Annotated in this window: 15 protein-coding genes; 3 read left to right on the top strand and 12 right to left on the bottom strand. The window is 47.6% G+C overall.

The window, feature by feature from the left end:
- Position 1: 1 nt before the first annotated feature.
- From OCU74_RS05425 to OCU74_RS05390, 8 genes are all read right to left on the bottom strand, one after another.
- Positions 2–943 (bottom strand): esterase/lipase family protein, encoded by a 942-nt coding sequence (locus OCU74_RS05425; RefSeq protein ID WP_390623643.1) that lies wholly within the window; start codon positions 941–943, stop codon positions 2–4.
- Between the two features lie 252 nt (positions 944–1,195).
- Positions 1,196–1,723: a helix-turn-helix transcriptional regulator gene (locus OCU74_RS05420; RefSeq protein ID WP_087480608.1), complete on the bottom strand. Its 528-nt coding sequence runs from the start codon at positions 1,721–1,723 to the stop codon at positions 1,196–1,198.
- 30 nt (positions 1,724–1,753) lie between these two features.
- Complete coding sequence (locus OCU74_RS05415) at positions 1,754–2,470, bottom strand: 4'-phosphopantetheinyl transferase family protein (RefSeq protein WP_159457403.1); 717 nt, start codon at positions 2,468–2,470, stop codon at positions 1,754–1,756.
- Positions 2,471–2,596: 126 nt separating this feature from the next.
- On the bottom strand, positions 2,597–3,907 hold the full coding sequence (locus OCU74_RS05410) for a sensor histidine kinase (RefSeq protein WP_087480606.1): 1,311 nt from the start codon (positions 3,905–3,907) through the stop codon (positions 2,597–2,599).
- Positions 3,908–3,917: 10 nt separating this feature from the next.
- Entirely contained in the window at positions 3,918–5,405 is a 1,488-nt protein-coding gene (locus OCU74_RS05405) for a sigma-54-dependent transcriptional regulator (protein WP_087480605.1), read from the bottom strand.
- 166 nt (positions 5,406–5,571) lie between these two features.
- Entirely contained in the window at positions 5,572–7,998 is a 2,427-nt protein-coding gene (locus tag OCU74_RS05400) for an ADOP family duplicated permease (RefSeq protein WP_159457402.1), read from the bottom strand.
- Positions 7,999–8,011: 13 nt separating this feature from the next.
- On the bottom strand, positions 8,012–8,719 hold the full coding sequence (locus OCU74_RS05395) for an ABC transporter ATP-binding protein (protein ID WP_087480603.1): 708 nt from the start codon (positions 8,717–8,719) through the stop codon (positions 8,012–8,014).
- Between the two features lie 31 nt (positions 8,720–8,750).
- On the bottom strand, positions 8,751–10,004 hold the full coding sequence (locus OCU74_RS05390; protein ID WP_159457401.1) for an efflux RND transporter periplasmic adaptor subunit: 1,254 nt from the start codon (positions 10,002–10,004) through the stop codon (positions 8,751–8,753).
- Between the two features lie 330 nt (positions 10,005–10,334).
- On the opposite strand from OCU74_RS05390, the gene OCU74_RS05385 reads away from it, so the two are divergent.
- The 3 genes from OCU74_RS05385 (at position 10,335) to OCU74_RS05375 (ending at position 11,982) form a co-directional block, all read left to right on the top strand.
- Complete coding sequence (locus tag OCU74_RS05385) at positions 10,335–10,619, top strand: PepSY domain-containing protein (RefSeq protein WP_087480601.1); 285 nt, start codon at positions 10,335–10,337, stop codon at positions 10,617–10,619.
- The gene (locus tag OCU74_RS05380; RefSeq protein ID WP_087480600.1) at positions 10,612–11,127 is read left to right on the top strand and encodes a cytochrome b/b6 domain-containing protein; all 516 of its coding nucleotides are present in this window, start codon (positions 10,612–10,614) and stop codon (positions 11,125–11,127) included. Before OCU74_RS05385 ends, OCU74_RS05380 begins: the two co-directional genes overlap by 8 nt.
- A 186-nt stretch (positions 11,128–11,313) precedes the next feature.
- Positions 11,314–11,982: an HAD-IA family hydrolase gene (locus tag OCU74_RS05375; RefSeq protein WP_200807695.1), complete on the top strand. Its 669-nt coding sequence runs from the start codon at positions 11,314–11,316 to the stop codon at positions 11,980–11,982.
- A gap of 94 nt (positions 11,983–12,076) precedes the next feature.
- On the opposite strand, the gene OCU74_RS05370 is transcribed toward OCU74_RS05375, so the two are convergent.
- From OCU74_RS05370 to OCU74_RS05355, 4 genes are all read right to left on the bottom strand, one after another.
- A complete protein-coding gene (locus OCU74_RS05370) occupies positions 12,077–13,186 on the bottom strand; it encodes an ABC transporter permease (RefSeq protein ID WP_087480599.1) in 1,110 nt (369 codons plus the stop codon).
- Positions 13,183–14,109 carry an ABC transporter ATP-binding protein gene (locus tag OCU74_RS05365; protein WP_087480598.1) on the bottom strand — a complete coding sequence of 309 codons (927 nt, stop codon included), beginning with the start codon at positions 14,107–14,109 and terminating at the stop codon, positions 13,183–13,185. The genes OCU74_RS05370 and OCU74_RS05365 overlap by 4 nt, the downstream gene beginning before the upstream one ends.
- Positions 14,106–15,062 (bottom strand): HlyD family secretion protein, encoded by a 957-nt coding sequence (locus OCU74_RS05360; protein ID WP_087480597.1) that lies wholly within the window; start codon positions 15,060–15,062, stop codon positions 14,106–14,108. The genes OCU74_RS05365 and OCU74_RS05360 overlap by 4 nt, the downstream gene beginning before the upstream one ends.
- A 170-nt stretch (positions 15,063–15,232) precedes the next feature.
- The gene (locus tag OCU74_RS05355; protein ID WP_087480596.1) at positions 15,233–16,789 is read right to left on the bottom strand and encodes a putative bifunctional diguanylate cyclase/phosphodiesterase; all 1,557 of its coding nucleotides are present in this window, start codon (positions 16,787–16,789) and stop codon (positions 15,233–15,235) included.
- Positions 16,790–17,213: the final 424 nt, after the last annotated feature.

Here is a 17,213-nt window from a genome sequence, read left to right as displayed (position 1 = left end):
CTTACAGACCCTGAAGTTTAAGGCGATTGGCATGCTGACGGTAGAGTGTCACCGGATCGACTTCGAACAAATGGTGCACACCGAGTAAGCCGTTAATTTCATCCAGGTGGTTCATCTGATAGTCATCACGAATCACTTTGCCAAGGTGTGCACTACAGGTACTGACCAGTCCGTCATTCGGGCCATCGAAGGCCAGACCGAGAATCGTCATGGCAGCATCACTCGGGTCCAACAGGTTGGTAAAAGTGGACGAACCGGTCCAGGAGTAGTAATACACGCCATTGTCCGCCAACAACTCACCCTCACCACATTCTGATGTGGGCACGCCTTCCGGATAATGTTGATTGAACGCCAGTGAGCCTGCTGTCGTCAGTGAAGCCAGTGCGGCCAGCGGGTCCTGTTCAAGATCACGACCATCGGACAACAGATCGATCAACGCCACCAGAGCCTCCGTGACTTTGACGGCAATCGCCTCGCCCGCTGAACCCTCTGTCATGACGCCCCGGACCAGATCCGCAACCTTCGATCCCTGGTTGACACCGCCGATACTGGTCACCGACGCAACCAGATCCGGACGCACAGACGCAACATAACGTGCCGTCGGACCACCATGACTGTGCCCGATCAGATTCACTTTTTCTGCACCGGTCGCCGCCAGCAACGTTTCAACCTGAGACAGTAACTGCTCACCACGCAGCTCGTTGCTATTGGTCGCCGATAGTTGTGCAACATATACCGAAGCACCGTCTTTAGTCAGTGAATGAGGGATCCCGTAGAAGTAATCCATACCCGCCAGCGTGTCGAACCCAAACAGTCCATGCACCAGCACAATAGGATAACGTGTCTGGGTATAGCCGGTATTATCCGAAACAGGTGCATTTGTGGAAGACTGTACAACAGGACTGAATAAGCAGAGCACAACTAAGTAGAGTTTCATGTTCATGTATTATTCCTTGTTCTGGTTAGACCTCGGAGGAGTAATCTAAAAAGTAGAAGAAACATTGATGAAATGAAAATCAGAGGATGAATCTATTCAGTGAAGTGTGACAATGAATCGCTGGCAGTGGACACCATCGGTCACAGATGCCACCAGATTAGGCAGCAGATATGGGTTTCCATGATCAGCAAAGCCCCTGAAAACAAGGGCCTGATGCCCTTGTTCTGGTTGCTTATCACTGAGGAATGGACATCGGGATCACCGCATCTTATCCAGCAGAACACCTCTTGAGAAAGAAGAGCGGTGGTTACCGTAGATGATTTCAAAGGGTTTGCTCTCTTTTTCTTTGGTGGTGATCGAATGCTTATATTTTAACGGCGTGATCTGGTGTGCCTTGCTGAAGCTACGGGAAAAGTGAGCGAGAGAAGAGTAGCCGCAGGCGTTGCTGATATCCGTTAATGACCAGTCCGGTGCAATTTCAATGTATTCCTTCGCCAGCGCAATCCGGATGTCCCAGATCCAACGCATTGGCGAAGTTTTATATACTTCATTAAATAACCGGCAGATCTCATACTTGGATGCATCCACCTCTTCAGAAATATCATCCAGTGATATTTCCATTGAGATATTTTCGATGACATAGTCGAGCGTTTTTACCAACAAATCCAGTTTCCTTCTTGACTTCGATAACCCTAAAGAAGGTTGAATCTGATAAAGTTCATTGATCAGATTATCTCTGAAGTGTTCCATGTTTTCGTAACAGTAGTAATTAATTTTGTGGTTCATTTCCCAGCCTCACTTAATTATTAATCTATTTTATTTCACTCTCTGAAACGATCCTGTATCTGACTTTATCTCTTCTACGGAAAATGGTAATTTTTCATTGTTCACATGAAATATTTTCACCTTTCCTTCTTTCGGTACACAAAGAGACAAATCGAACAACTGTTGATACTCATACATATAAAACAACCATCCGCTTTCCGGTTGTTTATTTTCTCCCAAATACATGTTCACCAGACTTTCGTTCAGATCGAACCAAAAGCTGTTTAATGGTTGTGCCAACCCTTTGCCAATTGCTTTGATATACGACTCTTTCAGTGTCCACAGCTGCCGGGCCTGTCGACAGGCATCTCCGGAAGGTAACAATTCAAGCTGCGCCATTTCCTGACGGTGAAAGAATCTCTGTGCAATCTTTAATATCTGACTGTCTTTCTTTTTAAACTCAATATCCACACCGATGTCACCACTTTTTGACAGCAGTAATACACCTACACCATTGGAGTGCGAAATATTAAACCAGAGCGGATATGTACCAGCGATAGCTGGTTTACCATACTCTTTTCTGTAAATTATTATTTCTCCACCATCTTTATGGTAATAAGGTAATATCGAGCGAATGAACTGTGCACTTAGTTTTTTATCTTCCTCCTTATTTAAATTAATTTGACATTCATCATATTGATAGTTTTCGTTTTTAATAAGAAATAATAAATACTCATTATCTTCCAACTCAGGCAAATATGTTTCCATTGCATCTACCTTCATCAATAACTTTATTTAATACATACGAATATTTAAAGCGTACGAACCCCGGCAGCATTTCTGCCACCTATAAATTTTTACCACCTATAAAATCATGGGTTCATAAATAACGGGTTATATCGGTAATATCAGTCGGGCGACACAGCCCTGCATATCTTCCCGGTTATCAATCGAAAAATATCCGCTATGGTTTTCAGCAATCTGCCGACATAAAGTTAATCCAATTCCGCTGCCGTGAGATTTGGTACTATAAAACGGGACAAACAGATTGCTCTTATTGGTAATACCGGTTCCCTGATCCAGTATTTCCAGAATCAGATTATGCTTTTGTACTTCACATGACACCGTAATCGTACCTTTCGGATCGGTCATGGCTTCGTCGGCATTTTTAAATACATTAATCAGTAACTGCTGTATCTGGACCGGATCGATATTGACTTTCAGTGTCTCCTGACAACAAGCAATATTGATTTTACGATGCTCAAACAGCGGCAGTAATTCTCTGAGCAGCGTCTTAATATTTTGCTGTCGTTTCGTCGGTGCCGGCAGTTGGGTCAGCTTGCGATAGCTCTCAATAAAAGATTTGAGGTTCTTCGCCCGCTCTTCAATAATTTTCAACCCGCCATCGACTTCCGTAATCGACTCGTCTTTTTCCTGCGGCAGCAGTTCTCTCAGAATCTGACTCAATGATGCAATCGGCGTCAGAGTGTTATTGATTTCATGGCTCAATACCCGTAGCAGATTTTTCCACGCCCGGTGTTCCTGTCCGCGCAGCAACTCACTGACATCCGTGACAAACAGCAGAGTTTGTCTGCGGCTATTTTCGTAATAACTGTCCTGATTGATCTGAAACTTGCCGCTTTTCTGCGGGAAATGCCACTCCATTACATCCCCGGAGGCACACTGGAGTAAGTCATGAATCGCCAGTGAGTCAATCGGTTGGCCCTGCATTGATTTCGGCTCCTGGTCGAACAGCAGACCGGCACCTTTATTGACGAATGCAATCTCTCCCTGCTCATTGAAGGCGAATATCGCGACATCAATGTTGTTGATGATTTTCTTTACCAGATATTGCTGCTGGCGGATTTCCAGACGCTGCTGGTTCATCGATTCAGACAGACGGTTAATCATGCCAATCAGACCATCCATAGAATCGTTTCGTCCGGTGCGCTTCCCACGCATACTGAACTCATTATTGGTCAGCGATTCCACCAGATTCATTACGGTTGCCAGATGAAAATTTAAACTGTGATCTACCGTCACCAGACAATACATAATCAGTAATGCACTCAGAAATGCCGTCAGCGCAATCAGATAGCCGGAGTAACCATGCACTGCCATCATAATCAGCAGCAGACAAGTCGGCGTTACCGAAGCAACCAGCATCAGCCGGCGCTGCACGATTTGGATTGAAGCTTCTAACATGGCTGCACCCTCATTTCGCCTTCCCTAAGCGCCGGTAGAAAGCACTCCGGCTGAGTCCCAGAGATTCGGCAGCCTGACCTGCATTGCCATCGAAATAATCCAGACGCTGTTTTAAGACGTCCTGTTCAATCTCTTCCAGTGTAATTGAATGCGCTACATTACCGGAATAGGTTGCGCGGCTCTCCGCCACAGTATTGTTATTCACTGACGTCATACTGCCATTCACTGAAGCGATATGATTCTGTGACGGCAAAGGCGCATTCTGAAACACTTCATCTGCCTGATAATCGGGTAACACACGTTGGAGCAGTTGCTTGTCTAAGGTTTTCCCCTGACTCAGCAGTACCAGACGTTCAACCACATGACTCAGTTCACGGACATTCCCCGGCCAGTCATAAGATTGCAGAATGGCAATCGCTTCAGCCGTTAATTCACCGATTGGCTTTCGGTATTTCTCGGTGTAAATCTGCACGAACCGGTCGATCAGCGGAATAATATCTTCCACCCGTTCCCGCAGCGACGGCACCCGGAATTCAAACGTATTCAGGCGGTAAAAAAGATCCTGACGGAATACCCTTTCACCAATCATCTCATTCAGGTCAGCATTGGTGGCAGAAACCACCCGGACATCAACCCGCTGTGTTTTCGCCCCGCCGACTTTCTCAAACTGCTTCTCTTCCAGCACCCGTAGCAGTTTCGACTGCTGACCGACAGGCATATTTCCGATTTCATCCAGAAACAGCGTGCCGCCGTCAGCCAGTTCAAACCGGCCGATACGCTGCTGCTTCGCATCGGTAAATGCGCCTTTCACATGACCGAACATTTCACTTTCAAACAGCGTATCCGGAATACAACTCATATCCACGGAGATAAATTCCCGTTCAGCTCTGGAAGAATGCTGGTGGATATAACTTGCCAGCAGACTTTTCCCGGTCCCGTTTTCTCCGGTCAGCAGAATATTGGCATCGCTCTCAGCAATCAGCGTCAGTGACTCCATCAGGGTTTTCATCGCCGGAGAAAACGCCACAATGTTGTCAAAAGCACATAAGTTGAGTTGTTCCTGCAACAACTGATTCTGCTGCTGCAAGCGGGACTGTTTCTTTAAGCCTTCACTCAGACGGATCTGGGTGTTGAGAATATGCACCAACCGTTCGTTATCCCAGGGCTTCTCAATAAAATCCACCGCCCCGTTTTTCATCGCTTCAACGGCAATATCGACCGAGCCCCATCCGGTCATCACCACGACTGGCAGATCACTGTCGATGGATTTGATCTGTTGGATCAGGTCCAGACCTTCCTGTCCTGATGTCGTATCCAGCTGATAATTCAGATCGATAAGCGCAATATCTGCATCGGCCTGTTTCACCAGTTCCAGAGCAAGCTCAGGTGAATTGACCGTCACCACATCAAAATGACGGACTTTGAGAATTAACCTCAGTGTGTTCAGGATATTCTCATCGTCGTCTGCGACTAAAACCCGATATTGTTGATTACGCATAAAACTCTTATTTGTTGTTTTTCATTGTTGTTTTATTGATAGCAGCCTCGGCTGCATCCCGGCCATACTGACGTTGTTATCATGTTCAGGAATATAAAGACAGAGACAGGAGTGTGTCCACCGACACACTCAGTCTATCTGTTGCCAAATGTAACCGGCGTCACGGTTACTGCTCCCGCAGGGCATCCATTGGTCTTAATCTGACGGCCTGCAATGCCGGAAGCAAAGTTGCAAGCGATACCACAGCACTAATGCCGGCAGCAGTCAGCGCAAACAGAGCCCAGACACTCCACGGACTGTGTCCCAGAATCCGGGTAATCAACGGACCGGCAAACATCACGATCGGTCCGCTAATCAGCAGGCCAATCAGCAGCTGTAACCATCCCTGCTTCATCAGCATATGGATGATGCGGCTTTCCGTTGCACCCAGTGCGCGACGAATACCCAGTTCCTGATAGCGCTGGCTGATTGCTTTTGCCATGACACCATAAATTCCACTTCCTGCCAGTAAGACTGCAATCATACCAAATACATTGAACAATATAGCAATATATGTCAGACCGGCAGTATTCCGGGCAATCACCTGAGCCAGTGGCTTCACCTGATAAACCGATAATCCGGTATCGATATCTGCTACAGCCTGCTCGATTGGAAGAGTCAGATTTTCTCTCTGGGCAGAGTTTGCAACCACGGAAAGATTACGCACTGGCGCCTGCATCAGTGAACGGTACACCGTCGGCATCCGCTTGCTGTAACCGAACGGACGTCCCTGAATCACATGCGAAACGACACCAACCACGGTATACCAGTCATTCTCTCCGGCTTTGCGGATCCGCTTCCCGATAATATTGCGTTCTTCCGGCCAGTATCGCTGGGCAAATGAACGGGTAACCACCACCACTTTCTGTGAGTTCTGGTCATCAGACAGACTCAGCATCCGGCCTTCTTCCAGCGTGACACCCAACAGATCCAGCGTTCCCGGCATCACAGTCACATTGTTTGCCCGCGGCAGCAGATTCTGCTGGGAACGAAGCTGCTGGTGACCTTCCAGTTCGACTTTTCCGGCAACCATGAACGCACCGGGAACCGAACTAATGATTCCTGCATTGGAAACAGCCGGAGAAGATTCCAGACCACTTTGCAGCCGGTTATAGAACGTCAGCAGACTTTCCGGCGTATTATAATACTGATCCGGCAGACTGATTTTACCGGTATAAATGCCTTGTGGCTGAACACCATAATCAATCTTTGTCGCTTCATAGACCACCATAGACAGCAGCGCACCAAGCGACAGTACCGCACAGGACAGCGCGACTTCGAAGATCACTAGTATCCGGCTGACCCGCCCGCTGCTGCGGCTCTGTGCGCCACGGGTACCGTCCCTCAGCACTTCATTAATATTACACTGAGTCATTTTCCATGCCGGTAGCAATCCGGTTGCCAGACTGACGAGAACCACCAGTAAGACCGTTTTCAGCAATACATCGGCATCCAGTCCCAGAACCCACCAGAACGCAGGTTTTCCGGGAACAATCGAGCTAATCAGGCCGTTCGTCAGCGACAATCCCCAGCCGACAAACAACACACCCAGAATGCCACCCAGCGTACATATCAGGGTGCTTTCCCACATCATCTGGATCACCAGTCTGAAAGTGGGTGCACCGTGGGCAATCCGGATGGCACTCTCTTTGGAACGCTCGGTTGCCCGGGCCAGCAGAAGGTTACCGACATTACAACAGGCAAGCAGCAGCACAAATCCCACGCCCAGAAGCATCACCAGGAAAATCGGTTTCGAATCTTCTCCGATGAAGCTATCCATGAAGGTAATGGTGAAAGCAGAGTGCCCGGCATTAATTTCCGGATACTGTAATGCCCGGGACGCCATAATATCCTGCAATTCGACGTCGGCATCTGCCAGACTAAAACCCGGTTTAAGCTTGGCAAAAATGGAGACTTTCGGGGCATTCTCTACCGTAAATTTAGCTTCGTTGAGCTGGCTCGGCAGCCAGATCTGATTATTCATCGGAAATTCATATTTCGGTGGCATCACTCCGATGACTTCCGTTCCGATACCGTTAATCTGAACCCGCTGACCGATAATATCCTGACGTCCGCCAAAATAGTTCTGCCACAGTTCATAGCCGAGAACAGCAACCGGATTCGCGCCTTCAATCGTATCGGCATCGGTAAATAATCGTCCCATGGCCGGCTGAGTATGCGTGAATGCGAATAAATCAGACCGACTGCGAATCGCGATATAGTGAGAAGCTTTACCGTCGATGCTGACATTCGCCACATCACCGTAGTAATAACCAACCTCTTCCAAGCGCTGACTCTTATCCCGGATGTCTTTAAAGTCTGCATAACTAATCGGTGAATCACCGAAGCGAATCCCATTGATACTGGGGCTGACCATCACCATACGTTCACCGCCAGGGAATGGCAGCGGCTTAAATGCCAGCGTATTGATGAGGGAATACATATAAATGCACAAACCGAGTCCACAAGCCATGATCAGCATGGTGAAGACCGTAAATCCCGGACGTTTGAGCATCAGCCTGACGGCATATTTCAGATCAAATAACCAACTCATATGCATTGATTCCTCAGGCAACCAGCCCCTGACTGTCAAGATGACGGTCATCAATGACCATCCCGTCAAATATATCAATCTGCCGCAGAGCATGCGCCGCAGAACGAGGATCGTGCGTGACGATACAGATAGTCACACCGTCGGAATGTAACTGGTCAAACAGATTCATGACGGCTTCGGCATTTTTAGAATCCAGGTTACCGGTCGGTTCATCCGCCAGCAGCAATGAAGGCTGACCGACGATTGCCCTTGCAATTGCAACCCGCTGCTGTTGTCCGCCGGAAAGCTGAGACGGGAAATGCTTACTGCGGTGCTGCATGTCTACTTTTTCCAGCGCCGCCAGCGCAGCAGCCTGCATTTCTTTTGCAGCAATACCTTTACGATATGTCAGTGGCAGCATGACATTCTCTTCAACCGTCAGATCGCTGATGAGATTGAAAGACTGAAAGACAAAACCGATTTCCTGATTACGGATCTCTGCCATCCGGCGGGGATTTAGTGAACCGACCTCAAAACCGTTAATGACATATTTTCCGCCGCTGGGGCTATCCAGCAGACCTAAAATCGATAATAAAGTTGACTTCCCACAGCCAGAAGGCCCGGAGATAGAGACATACTCACCTTTCTCGATGGCAAAACTGATATCGTTTAATGCATGAGTTTCAATCTCTTCCGTATGGAAGACTTTGTTAACCCCGCTCAACTCGACAATGAATGACATATTTCTTCCTTTTTATTATGAATCGGTAATGTTACTGAATGCTGATCTGGTCCTGGTGTTCCCAGGCACTGGGATTCGATGTCACAATCCGATCCCCGTCCCGCAAACCACTTTTTATTTCAATCTTATCCGCAGAACCCTGCCCGAAAATAACCCGGGTCTTGTCGGCTTGCCGGCCATCGGCGGCTAATCGGTAAACCGTACCGGGAGAATTACTCTGAGCAAATGCCGGACGATTGACATACAACACATGCTGTAATTTCGAGACCAGAATCGTTCCTTCGATACTCAAATCCGGTCTGGCTTCCGGTGGTAACGGGCTATTGAGCGAAACATCAACCTGAACCGTACCATTATTTACCGCCGGATCAATCCGAATCACTGAACCGTGAATCTGATTGTTATGCGTATCAATAATAACATCCTGACCAATCTCAACCGTGCGAACCTGACGCTCCGGAATTTTTAACTCGGCCAGTAGCTGATCCTGCCGGGCCAGTTTGGCGACATTGAGACCTAACGGTACCCGTTGACCGGCTTCAATATTAACTGCCTGAATCACACCAGACTGATTCGAGACCACCTTCAGCGACTGAATCATCATCTCTGAACGGGAAAGGCTCTTTTTCAGCTTATTCACCATCGCGGTATTTGCCTGAAACTCGGCTTCCTGTGTCACTTTCAGTTTTTCCAGACGTTCTTTTTCGATCTGCAACTGCTCTCTGTACTGTTCCAGATCCAGTTTGGAACGGTTGTAGTCGATCAGAGAAACAGAACCATTGTTGCGTTTTAACAACGTACTCTCGGCATCGTACTGAAGCTTTGCTTTCTCATAAGAATGTTTTACTTTCAGAATCCGGGCCTGAGCATCCAGCAGATTATTGTCGTGGCGAATAGATAACGCTTTGTTCTCTGCCAGTGCAGCCTCCAGTTCCCAACGGATTTCATCCGTTTTCTGCACCAGCTCCGGATTGATCAATTCCGCAATCAAATCACCTTCTTTGACTACCGCCCCCGGTTTAACCAGAACAGATTCGACTCTGCCATCGACATTAGTCGAAATCCAGCGGATGTGTTTCGGGGCCAATACCCCGTTACCACGGACTTCAACATTCATATCACCCTGATTTACCTGAGAAATGATAATACTATCCCGACGGACTTCATAACTTCCGGGACTGACGGTCGTCGCATATGCGCCCAACGTCACAACAGCTACAGCAATCAATGCGAACCACAACTTTCGTTTCGGAATTGATTTCGTCCGAGTTTTTTGAATATCCATATGTGAATAACCAGTTTCATTCATAAGTTGATACTCAATAAGCACAAACAATGCCAACATTGTATTTATTTGTTTTTTAAGGATTTTCCATTCATTCGGAGGTAAGAATCCCAATTTTGAACGCAAAAGAGTTCCCAGAGACAGGTTGCCTATCCCATATCTGGGACAGCAATAACAATTGAGTGAAAGAATAATTGCAGATAGAAGCGATAAAAAATTATGTCAGTGACATTGACCAAGTGAATTTCTTAAGCTGTTCTTAAGTTTATATCCACATAATCAGTCCGGTCAGAAGTACAATTAAACCTCTATGCAATAGGAGCATACAATATGTCAAAAGCAACGTTCATCCGTCTGGCGGTTCTGTTATCTACTACTACAGCTTCTTCTCTGGTCTTTGCTGATCCAGTCTGTACGCAACAGCCTGAATCATCCTGGATGCCTTTTGAAACAGCCAGAGCCAAAGTTGTCGAAATGGGATATCAGATTAAAAAATTTAAGAAAACCCACACAGGCTGTTATGAGCTTTACGGCTATGACTCCAATAAAAACAGAGTTGAGATTTACTATAATCCGGTTGATATGAGTGTCGTAAAAGAGGAAAAAGATGACTAAAAAAGATTTTATCTGGGACATTGTCGTCCGGGTCACTCACTGGACAACCGCAGCGCTGTTTCTGTCGAACTACTTTCTGACCGAAGAAGGTGGTCAGTTGCACCAGTGGTTCGGCTACATCGTCATTGCAGTGGTCTGTATTCGTCTGTTGTGGGGGCTGATTGCCCGTTCTCCGGCGCGTCTGTCTGCGTTCAAACCTTCTGTTCCTCAGGCGCTGGAACACCTGAAAGAAGTACTGGTGACCAAGAAAGACGAGCATGTTGGTCACAATCCGGCCGGGGCAATCATGATCTGGCTGATGTGGTTTCTCATTCTGAGTACAGCCGGGAGCGGATGGTTATCCGAAACTGACTGGTTCTGGGGAGAAGACTGGATGGTTGAGCTTCATGAGTTCTTTGCTAACGCAACCATGGCAGCCGTAACCATTCACATCAGTGCCATTATTCTGATGAGTAAACTCACTAAATTTGCTTATGTCAGAACAATGCTGTGGCGCCCCCGCGGCTAACAACCGTTCTGAATAACTTCAAGCCTCTGACTTTCAGAGGCTTTCTTCTTTTCCTTCCACTCTCTCCTCTCGTATATTGCAACAAGTTGACCATTCTCTGACTTCAAGTGATGATTGCTTCGGGGTATGATGCAGCACAGGTATGTAACAACACGTCTTCAGTTCACCTTCAATCAAGGAGTCGCTGTGTCCACAGTATTTCATTTTCGCGCTTGTCTGTTCGACTTAGACGGAACACTCATCGATTCACTGGCCGCCGTTAACCGGGCCTGGACTGCATTTGCCACTCGGCAGGATCTCGATCCGGAACACATCTTACATCATATTCACGGGCGTCCTGCCAGCGAATCGGTTGCAGAGTTTATGGCCGGGAAACCTCAGTCTGAGATAGAGCAGGAAATTGCCTGGCTGAAAGAAGCCGAGTCCAGCGATACTGACGGCATCATCCCGATTGAAGGGGCAATCGAATTTCTGCACCAGTTGAATGAATACCGTGTTCCGTGGGCAATTGTGACCTCCGGGAATGACTCCGTGGCCTATGCCAGAATCAAAGCCGCTAATCTGCCTCAGCCTGAAATTGTTATTACGGCCGATCAGATTACCCGCGGGAAACCGGATCCCGAACCTTATCTGCTCGGCGCAAACGCGCTTGGTTTTAAAGCGCAGGAGTGTCTGGTGTTTGAAGATGCTCTGGCGGGTGTTCGCTCCGGTCTGGCGGCAGGCAGTCAGGTCATCGGTGTTTTAACACAGGCAAAGGATTCGCAGGCACTGATGGGTGTCAGCACCATGACAAATTATACCCGGCTGACTCTGGAACAGGATGCGGAGGAATTTCAACTGCATATTCCGTCATAACTACTTCTTCCGTCATAACTACTTCTGAAATCCAGACCGGTGGAAGATTCATGGCGAGACCGACTGGCTTGCCATGAATTTTTGAGCATAACGATTAATCTAAAGATTTCTTAAACCGCATGGAGGCAACCAGCAAGCCAAGCAGGGTAAATCCGGCCATCCATAAGGTATCGCGCCACAGGTCGAGCAGATCGGCTCCCCGTAAAATAATCCCCCGAATCATCCGCATAAAGTGAGTCGCCGGTAAAACTTCAGAAATCCATTGTGCGATGACTGGCATTCCTTCATAAGGAAAAATGAACCCGGACAGCAAAATCGAAGGCAGTAAGATGAAAACTGTCATCTGCATCGCCTGCAACTGAGTCGTCGCAATTGTAGAAATCATCAGTCCCAGAGTCAGACTCGCCGAAATAAACAGCAACGTGCCCCACAAAATCTGACTGAGATCTCCGTTAATCGGCACATCGAAAATTAAATGGCCCAGCCCCAGAATAATGCACACCTGAATCAGACCGACAAAGATATAAGGTACGATTTTAGCCACCATCAGTTCGATGGAATGAATCGGGGTGGTAATCAACAGTTCCAGATTGCCGCGCTCCCGCTCCCGGACAATCGCAGCACTGGTAAACAGAATCATGGTCATGGTCAGGATCACACCCAGTAATCCCGGCACGATATTCACTGCCGAGCGCCGGCTCGGGTTGTAATACAGCGCGACATGAAATGTCTGCTCCGCTGACTGCTTCAAAAGGCCATTTCTCTGCAATCCCAAGCCACTCAGCGACATATTCTGCAATCCCATCACCGCAGAACTAATCATCGTATCGGATCCATCCACAATCCACTGGCCCAGCACCCGTCCCTGCGTCAGACGTTGATCTAAATCTTTCGGCAAAATCATTGCTGCCCGGACAACGCCCCGGTGAATCGCCAGCTCAGCTTCTTTAGCCGTTGCATAATGTTGTTTAATATCCACAACCTGAGTCACCCGGACGGCTTCAGTCAACATCCTGCCCGTGGTACTTTCACTGAGATCAACGACAGCAACCGGAACATGACGGACATTGGTATTAATCGCAAAACCAAACAGTAACAACTGAATCAGCGGGATCATCACCACCATCCCGAAAGTAATCCTGTCACGGGAGAGCTGACGCAGCTCTTTAATCATCACTGCTTTCATCCGGTATAGCGAATTCATTGCCGTCCCTCCCCGGTAACTGTGACAAAAACATCTTCCAGACTGGGACGGACCACTGCAATTTCTGCATTTGCCAGCTCAGGAATCTGGCTTCTCAGCCACATAGCAGGCTCAACAATATCCTGATAGATCAGAACCCGTAAACGAATTCCCAGCTGTGCTGCCGAACGGACCTGAGGAAAAGTCAGCAGATGTTCTTTTAACGTCCGGAGGTTATTAGCCCGGACTTCAACAACATTCACACCCATATCGTTCATTAGTTGCTCCGGCTCTCCGTCGGCACGAATCCGGCCGGAATCCATAATCGCCAGCCGGTGACAGCGTTCGGCCTCATCCATATAGTGGGATGTCACCAGAATGGTCGTTCCCTGATCAGAGAGATCAAAGAGTTGTTCCCAGAACTCCCGGCGGTTTTCCGGGTCGACGGCAGATGTCGGCTCGTCCAGAAACAGGAGTTCGGGGTTATGCATTGTTGCCGCCGCCAGCGACAGGCGCTGTTTCTGCCCGCCACTCATGCCTCCGACCCGTTGCTTACGACGCTGATCCAATCCATATGTCTGGAGCTGCTGGGTGAGACGCTGTCTGAGTCGCTGACGATCCATACCGAAGATCTGTCCGATAAACTGCAAGTTCTCTTCAACCGATAAATCATCATAGAGTGAGAATTTCTGAGTCATGTAACCGATTTTCAGCCGCAGTTGTTCAGATTCGCGGGGAATATCCAACCCCAGCACATTCACTTGTCCTGATGTGGGATGCAACAGGCCGGTTAACACCCTGATTGTCGTGGATTTACCACAACCATTCGGCCCTAAAAAACCATAAATATATCCCTTCGGTATTTGCAGCCGGATATCTTCAATCGCAGTAAAATCCCCAAAGCGCTTCACTACGTTTTCTGCCTCAATCGCATAGGTTGTCACTGCTTAATCCCCTCCAGTTCAACCTGTGCCGGGATTCCCGAAGGTAGTGATTCTGCCGAGTGGTCCAGATCGATTTCGGCCATGTACATCAGGCGGGAGCGTTCTTCTTCCGTCAACGCATAATAAGGCGTGAACGACGGTTCATCGGAAACCCGCCGGACTGTGCCCTGAAAGATCTGTTCAACCCCGTCGACATGAACACGGACAACCAGCCCCGGAACAAAACGAACCCGGTATCTGGCCGGGACATAAACCCGGGCATAAGGCACCTGACCGGCTTCAATCACCGCCACTGCCTGATTGGCAGTCACCCGTTCTCCCAGTTTGTAAGGTAAACTGTCCAGTACACCATCCCGGGTTGCCACAACCGTCAGCTCATCCAGCCGGTGTTGTTGTAGCATCACGCTGGCATCAGCGGCGTCCAGTGCGGCTTTTGCCTGTTCAATATCTTCTATCCGTGAACCGGCAGTCAGCTTCCCGAATGCTTCTCTGGCAGCATTCAACTCAGCCTTCACGGCATCCCGGGTTGCCAGTGCCGTATCTTTCTCTGACTGACTTAGCAGTTTTTTCGCGACCAGTTCACTGGTTCGCCGGTAGTTTTTTTCTGCTTCAATGAAACGGGCTTCGGAACGGGCTACATCGGCCTGCGCGGCCGCAATATCTTCCGGTCTTTCCCCATTGGTGAGTTTCTGCAAATAAGCTGTGGCTTTGGCCTGCTCGGCAACTGCCTGAGCAAGAAGCACTTCCTGTTCTTTCCGGTCAAGCTGTACCAGAATCTGCCCCTGACTGACTGTACTCCCTTCTTTTACTGGTAAAGCCCGGACAATCTCACTGGCTGTCGCCGTTAATGTCACCCGGTCACGCTCCAGCGTTCCCAACGCGACTTTGTTCTCATCAGTCTGACATGCTGTCAGTAATACCATCAGGATGACATGGTAAATCAGTCGGGACATAGAAGGTCTCCCGTTGTATGGAAAGCCTTCCCTGAATAATTCAGGGGATGAATATACGTTGAAATGGAGTCACAGTTTCAACGGTTATCTTCCTTTGGCTTACGGTCTGAAGACATGCAATCCAGCATCTAAAGATAACCTAAGTCTATATTTTATCCTGATATTAGATCTTATTCAGATGAGAACTTCACAGAGTCAGCCAATTGTGCCAACGATGTTGGCTTACCGATATAGAACCCCTGAGCCAGATGACAACCCATCTGACGCAGAAGCTCCAGCTGTTCTTTGGTTTCAACACCTTCAGCCAGTACAGACAAACGCAGATTTCTTGCCAGTGTAATCAGCGTCGATACCAGATTCCGGTCCAACTCTGAGGTCATCAGCGCATGGGTAAAAAGCTGATCGATTTTCAGGCAGGTGATTGGCAGATCTTTCAGCCGTCCCAAAGAAGAGTAACCAATCCCGAAATCATCAATGGCTACACTCACTCCGAGTTGTCTCAGATCAGTCAGTTTCTGGCGAATATCATCAAATGCTTCACTGACTAAGGCAGATTCCGTCACTTCCAGCACCAGTTGATGGGGAGAGAACCCATAAATAGATAAACCTCCCTGAATCTGGTAAACAAAATCGCTATGCCTGAACTGACGCGGCGTGATATTCACCCCCAGCACCTGATCAGAACGCAGAAAAAATTTCGCATCTTCAAGCGCCTGATGTAGAGCCCATAGACCGAGTTCTTCGATATGACCGGTTTCTTCTGCTACCTGAATAAACTGAGCTGTCGGAACCAGCTCGCCTTTCCGTTCCCAGCGAATAAGTGCTTCGTATCCGATGATCTGATCATTCTCCAGTGACAGCTGCGGTTGATACTCCATGTAAAAGTCTTTGTTCTGGATCGCTTTTTTCAGATCGGATTCAAGTTGGTACCGGGCGTATAACGTCTCAGCCATTCCCTGTGTGTAGAGCTGAATATGCCCTTCTCCGCTAATTTTGGAACTATACATTGCGATATCAGAAGCTTTGAGCAAATCAGCAGCATCACGCCCATCATATGGATAAATAGCCACACCGGCACTAAAACGTAAAAACAGGTCATTTTCATCCAGACGATAAGCCTCTTCCTGAGTCAGTTTGATACGTTCCAGAACCGGGGCAAGCTCATCTTCATCAGCTAATTCGATCAGAACCAGATATTCATCTCCCCCTAATCGTCCGACAACATCACTTTTACGGATTGAGTTACGGAGTCGCTGCCCTACGGACTGCAACAGCAAATCGCCTTTTGCATGCCCGTAGGTATCATTAACCATTTTAAAATTATCCAGATCGATAAATATGACCGCCACCTGCCGATCCAGACGTTCAGCCCGATGAATCATTTGCGTCAGGCATTCCAGAGAATAAGTCCGGTTTGGCAACTGACTGACCTGATCGAAAAAAGCCTTATCCGATGCTTCGTGGAGTAAACTACGCAAATCCTGCATCCGGCGGTATGCATAAAAAAGTCCGCCAAGCCCAAACCACAAAGCCGTCAGCGTAATCTCATCCATTTCCCAATGTTCATGCTCCCGGCTAAAGTGATAGAGCTGTTCAAATAGATCAACACTGGCAAGCAAAGAGAATAAAGTCAGTATCAGGACAGTGAAACAGACATAGAAAAAATCCCGTTTTGCACGTTCCCGGACTTCTTTTTCCAGACTGGTCTGAATTAATTTATGTTTCATCTTTATCTAATAAGCATATTCTGGGCAAAAATTATCCCCGGATAATCTTAATACATCCTCGATGAATGTACTCATCCGGGCATAACAAGAAAGACATACCGTTATTATCACACTATTTTTGTATGCAGTATCATTCGAATCAATCCTATCCTATACAAAGCGTAGACCAGATTTTCCACCTCATTGATAAGGTTATTTAGTAAAGAAAACGCTATGTTATTTAAATCCCAACCGATATTAGATAAAAATATCATAATGATGGCTATGAACAGCATAAACCCCCAACAAAACCTGCGTCATAAAATATTGGTGAAATGGATTGCATAACTCTATTCCATCTAACTTTCACAACAAAAATAGAATAAATAACCATAATAATATTAAAAATCAGATCAATTTGTTAATTCAACGTATAGCAAATGGT

Source organism: Vibrio mangrovi (genome assembly GCF_024346955.1).
In the GTDB taxonomy this organism is placed as follows: Bacteria; Pseudomonadota; Gammaproteobacteria; order Enterobacterales; family Vibrionaceae; genus Vibrio; species Vibrio mangrovi.
The sequence above is the reverse complement of the archived record's forward strand: the minus strand, read 5'-3'. Positions and strand labels throughout refer to the sequence as shown.

Bases quoted from the DNA above. Each gene is read 5' to 3' on its own strand.
- OCU74_RS05425 (WP_390623643.1), bottom strand. From the start codon at position 943: ATGAACATGAAACTCTACTTAGTTGTGCTCTGCTTATTCAGTCCTGTT.
- OCU74_RS05420 (WP_087480608.1), bottom strand. From the start codon at position 1,723: ATGAACCACAAAATTAATTACTACTGTTACGAAAACATGGAACACTTC.
- OCU74_RS05415 (WP_159457403.1), bottom strand. From the start codon at position 2,470: ATGGAAACATATTTGCCTGAGTTGGAAGATAATGAGTATTTATTATTT.
- OCU74_RS05410 (WP_087480606.1), bottom strand. From the start codon at position 3,907: ATGTTAGAAGCTTCAATCCAAATCGTGCAGCGCCGGCTGATGCTGGTT.
- OCU74_RS05405 (WP_087480605.1), bottom strand. From the start codon at position 5,405: ATGCGTAATCAACAATATCGGGTTTTAGTCGCAGACGACGATGAGAAT.
- OCU74_RS05400 (WP_159457402.1), bottom strand. From the start codon at position 7,998: ATGAGTTGGTTATTTGATCTGAAATATGCCGTCAGGCTGATGCTCAAA.
- OCU74_RS05395 (WP_087480603.1), bottom strand. From the start codon at position 8,719: ATGTCATTCATTGTCGAGTTGAGCGGGGTTAACAAAGTCTTCCATACG.
- OCU74_RS05390 (WP_159457401.1), bottom strand. From the start codon at position 10,004: ATGGATATTCAAAAAACTCGGACGAAATCAATTCCGAAACGAAAGTTG.
- OCU74_RS05385 (WP_087480601.1), top strand. From the start codon at position 10,335: ATGTCAAAAGCAACGTTCATCCGTCTGGCGGTTCTGTTATCTACTACT.
- OCU74_RS05380 (WP_087480600.1), top strand. From the start codon at position 10,612: ATGACTAAAAAAGATTTTATCTGGGACATTGTCGTCCGGGTCACTCAC.
- OCU74_RS05370 (WP_087480599.1), bottom strand. From the start codon at position 13,186: ATGAATTCGCTATACCGGATGAAAGCAGTGATGATTAAAGAGCTGCGT.
- OCU74_RS05360 (WP_087480597.1), bottom strand. From the start codon at position 15,062: ATGTCCCGACTGATTTACCATGTCATCCTGATGGTATTACTGACAGCA.
- OCU74_RS05355 (WP_087480596.1), bottom strand. From the start codon at position 16,789: ATGAAACATAAATTAATTCAGACCAGTCTGGAAAAAGAAGTCCGGGAA.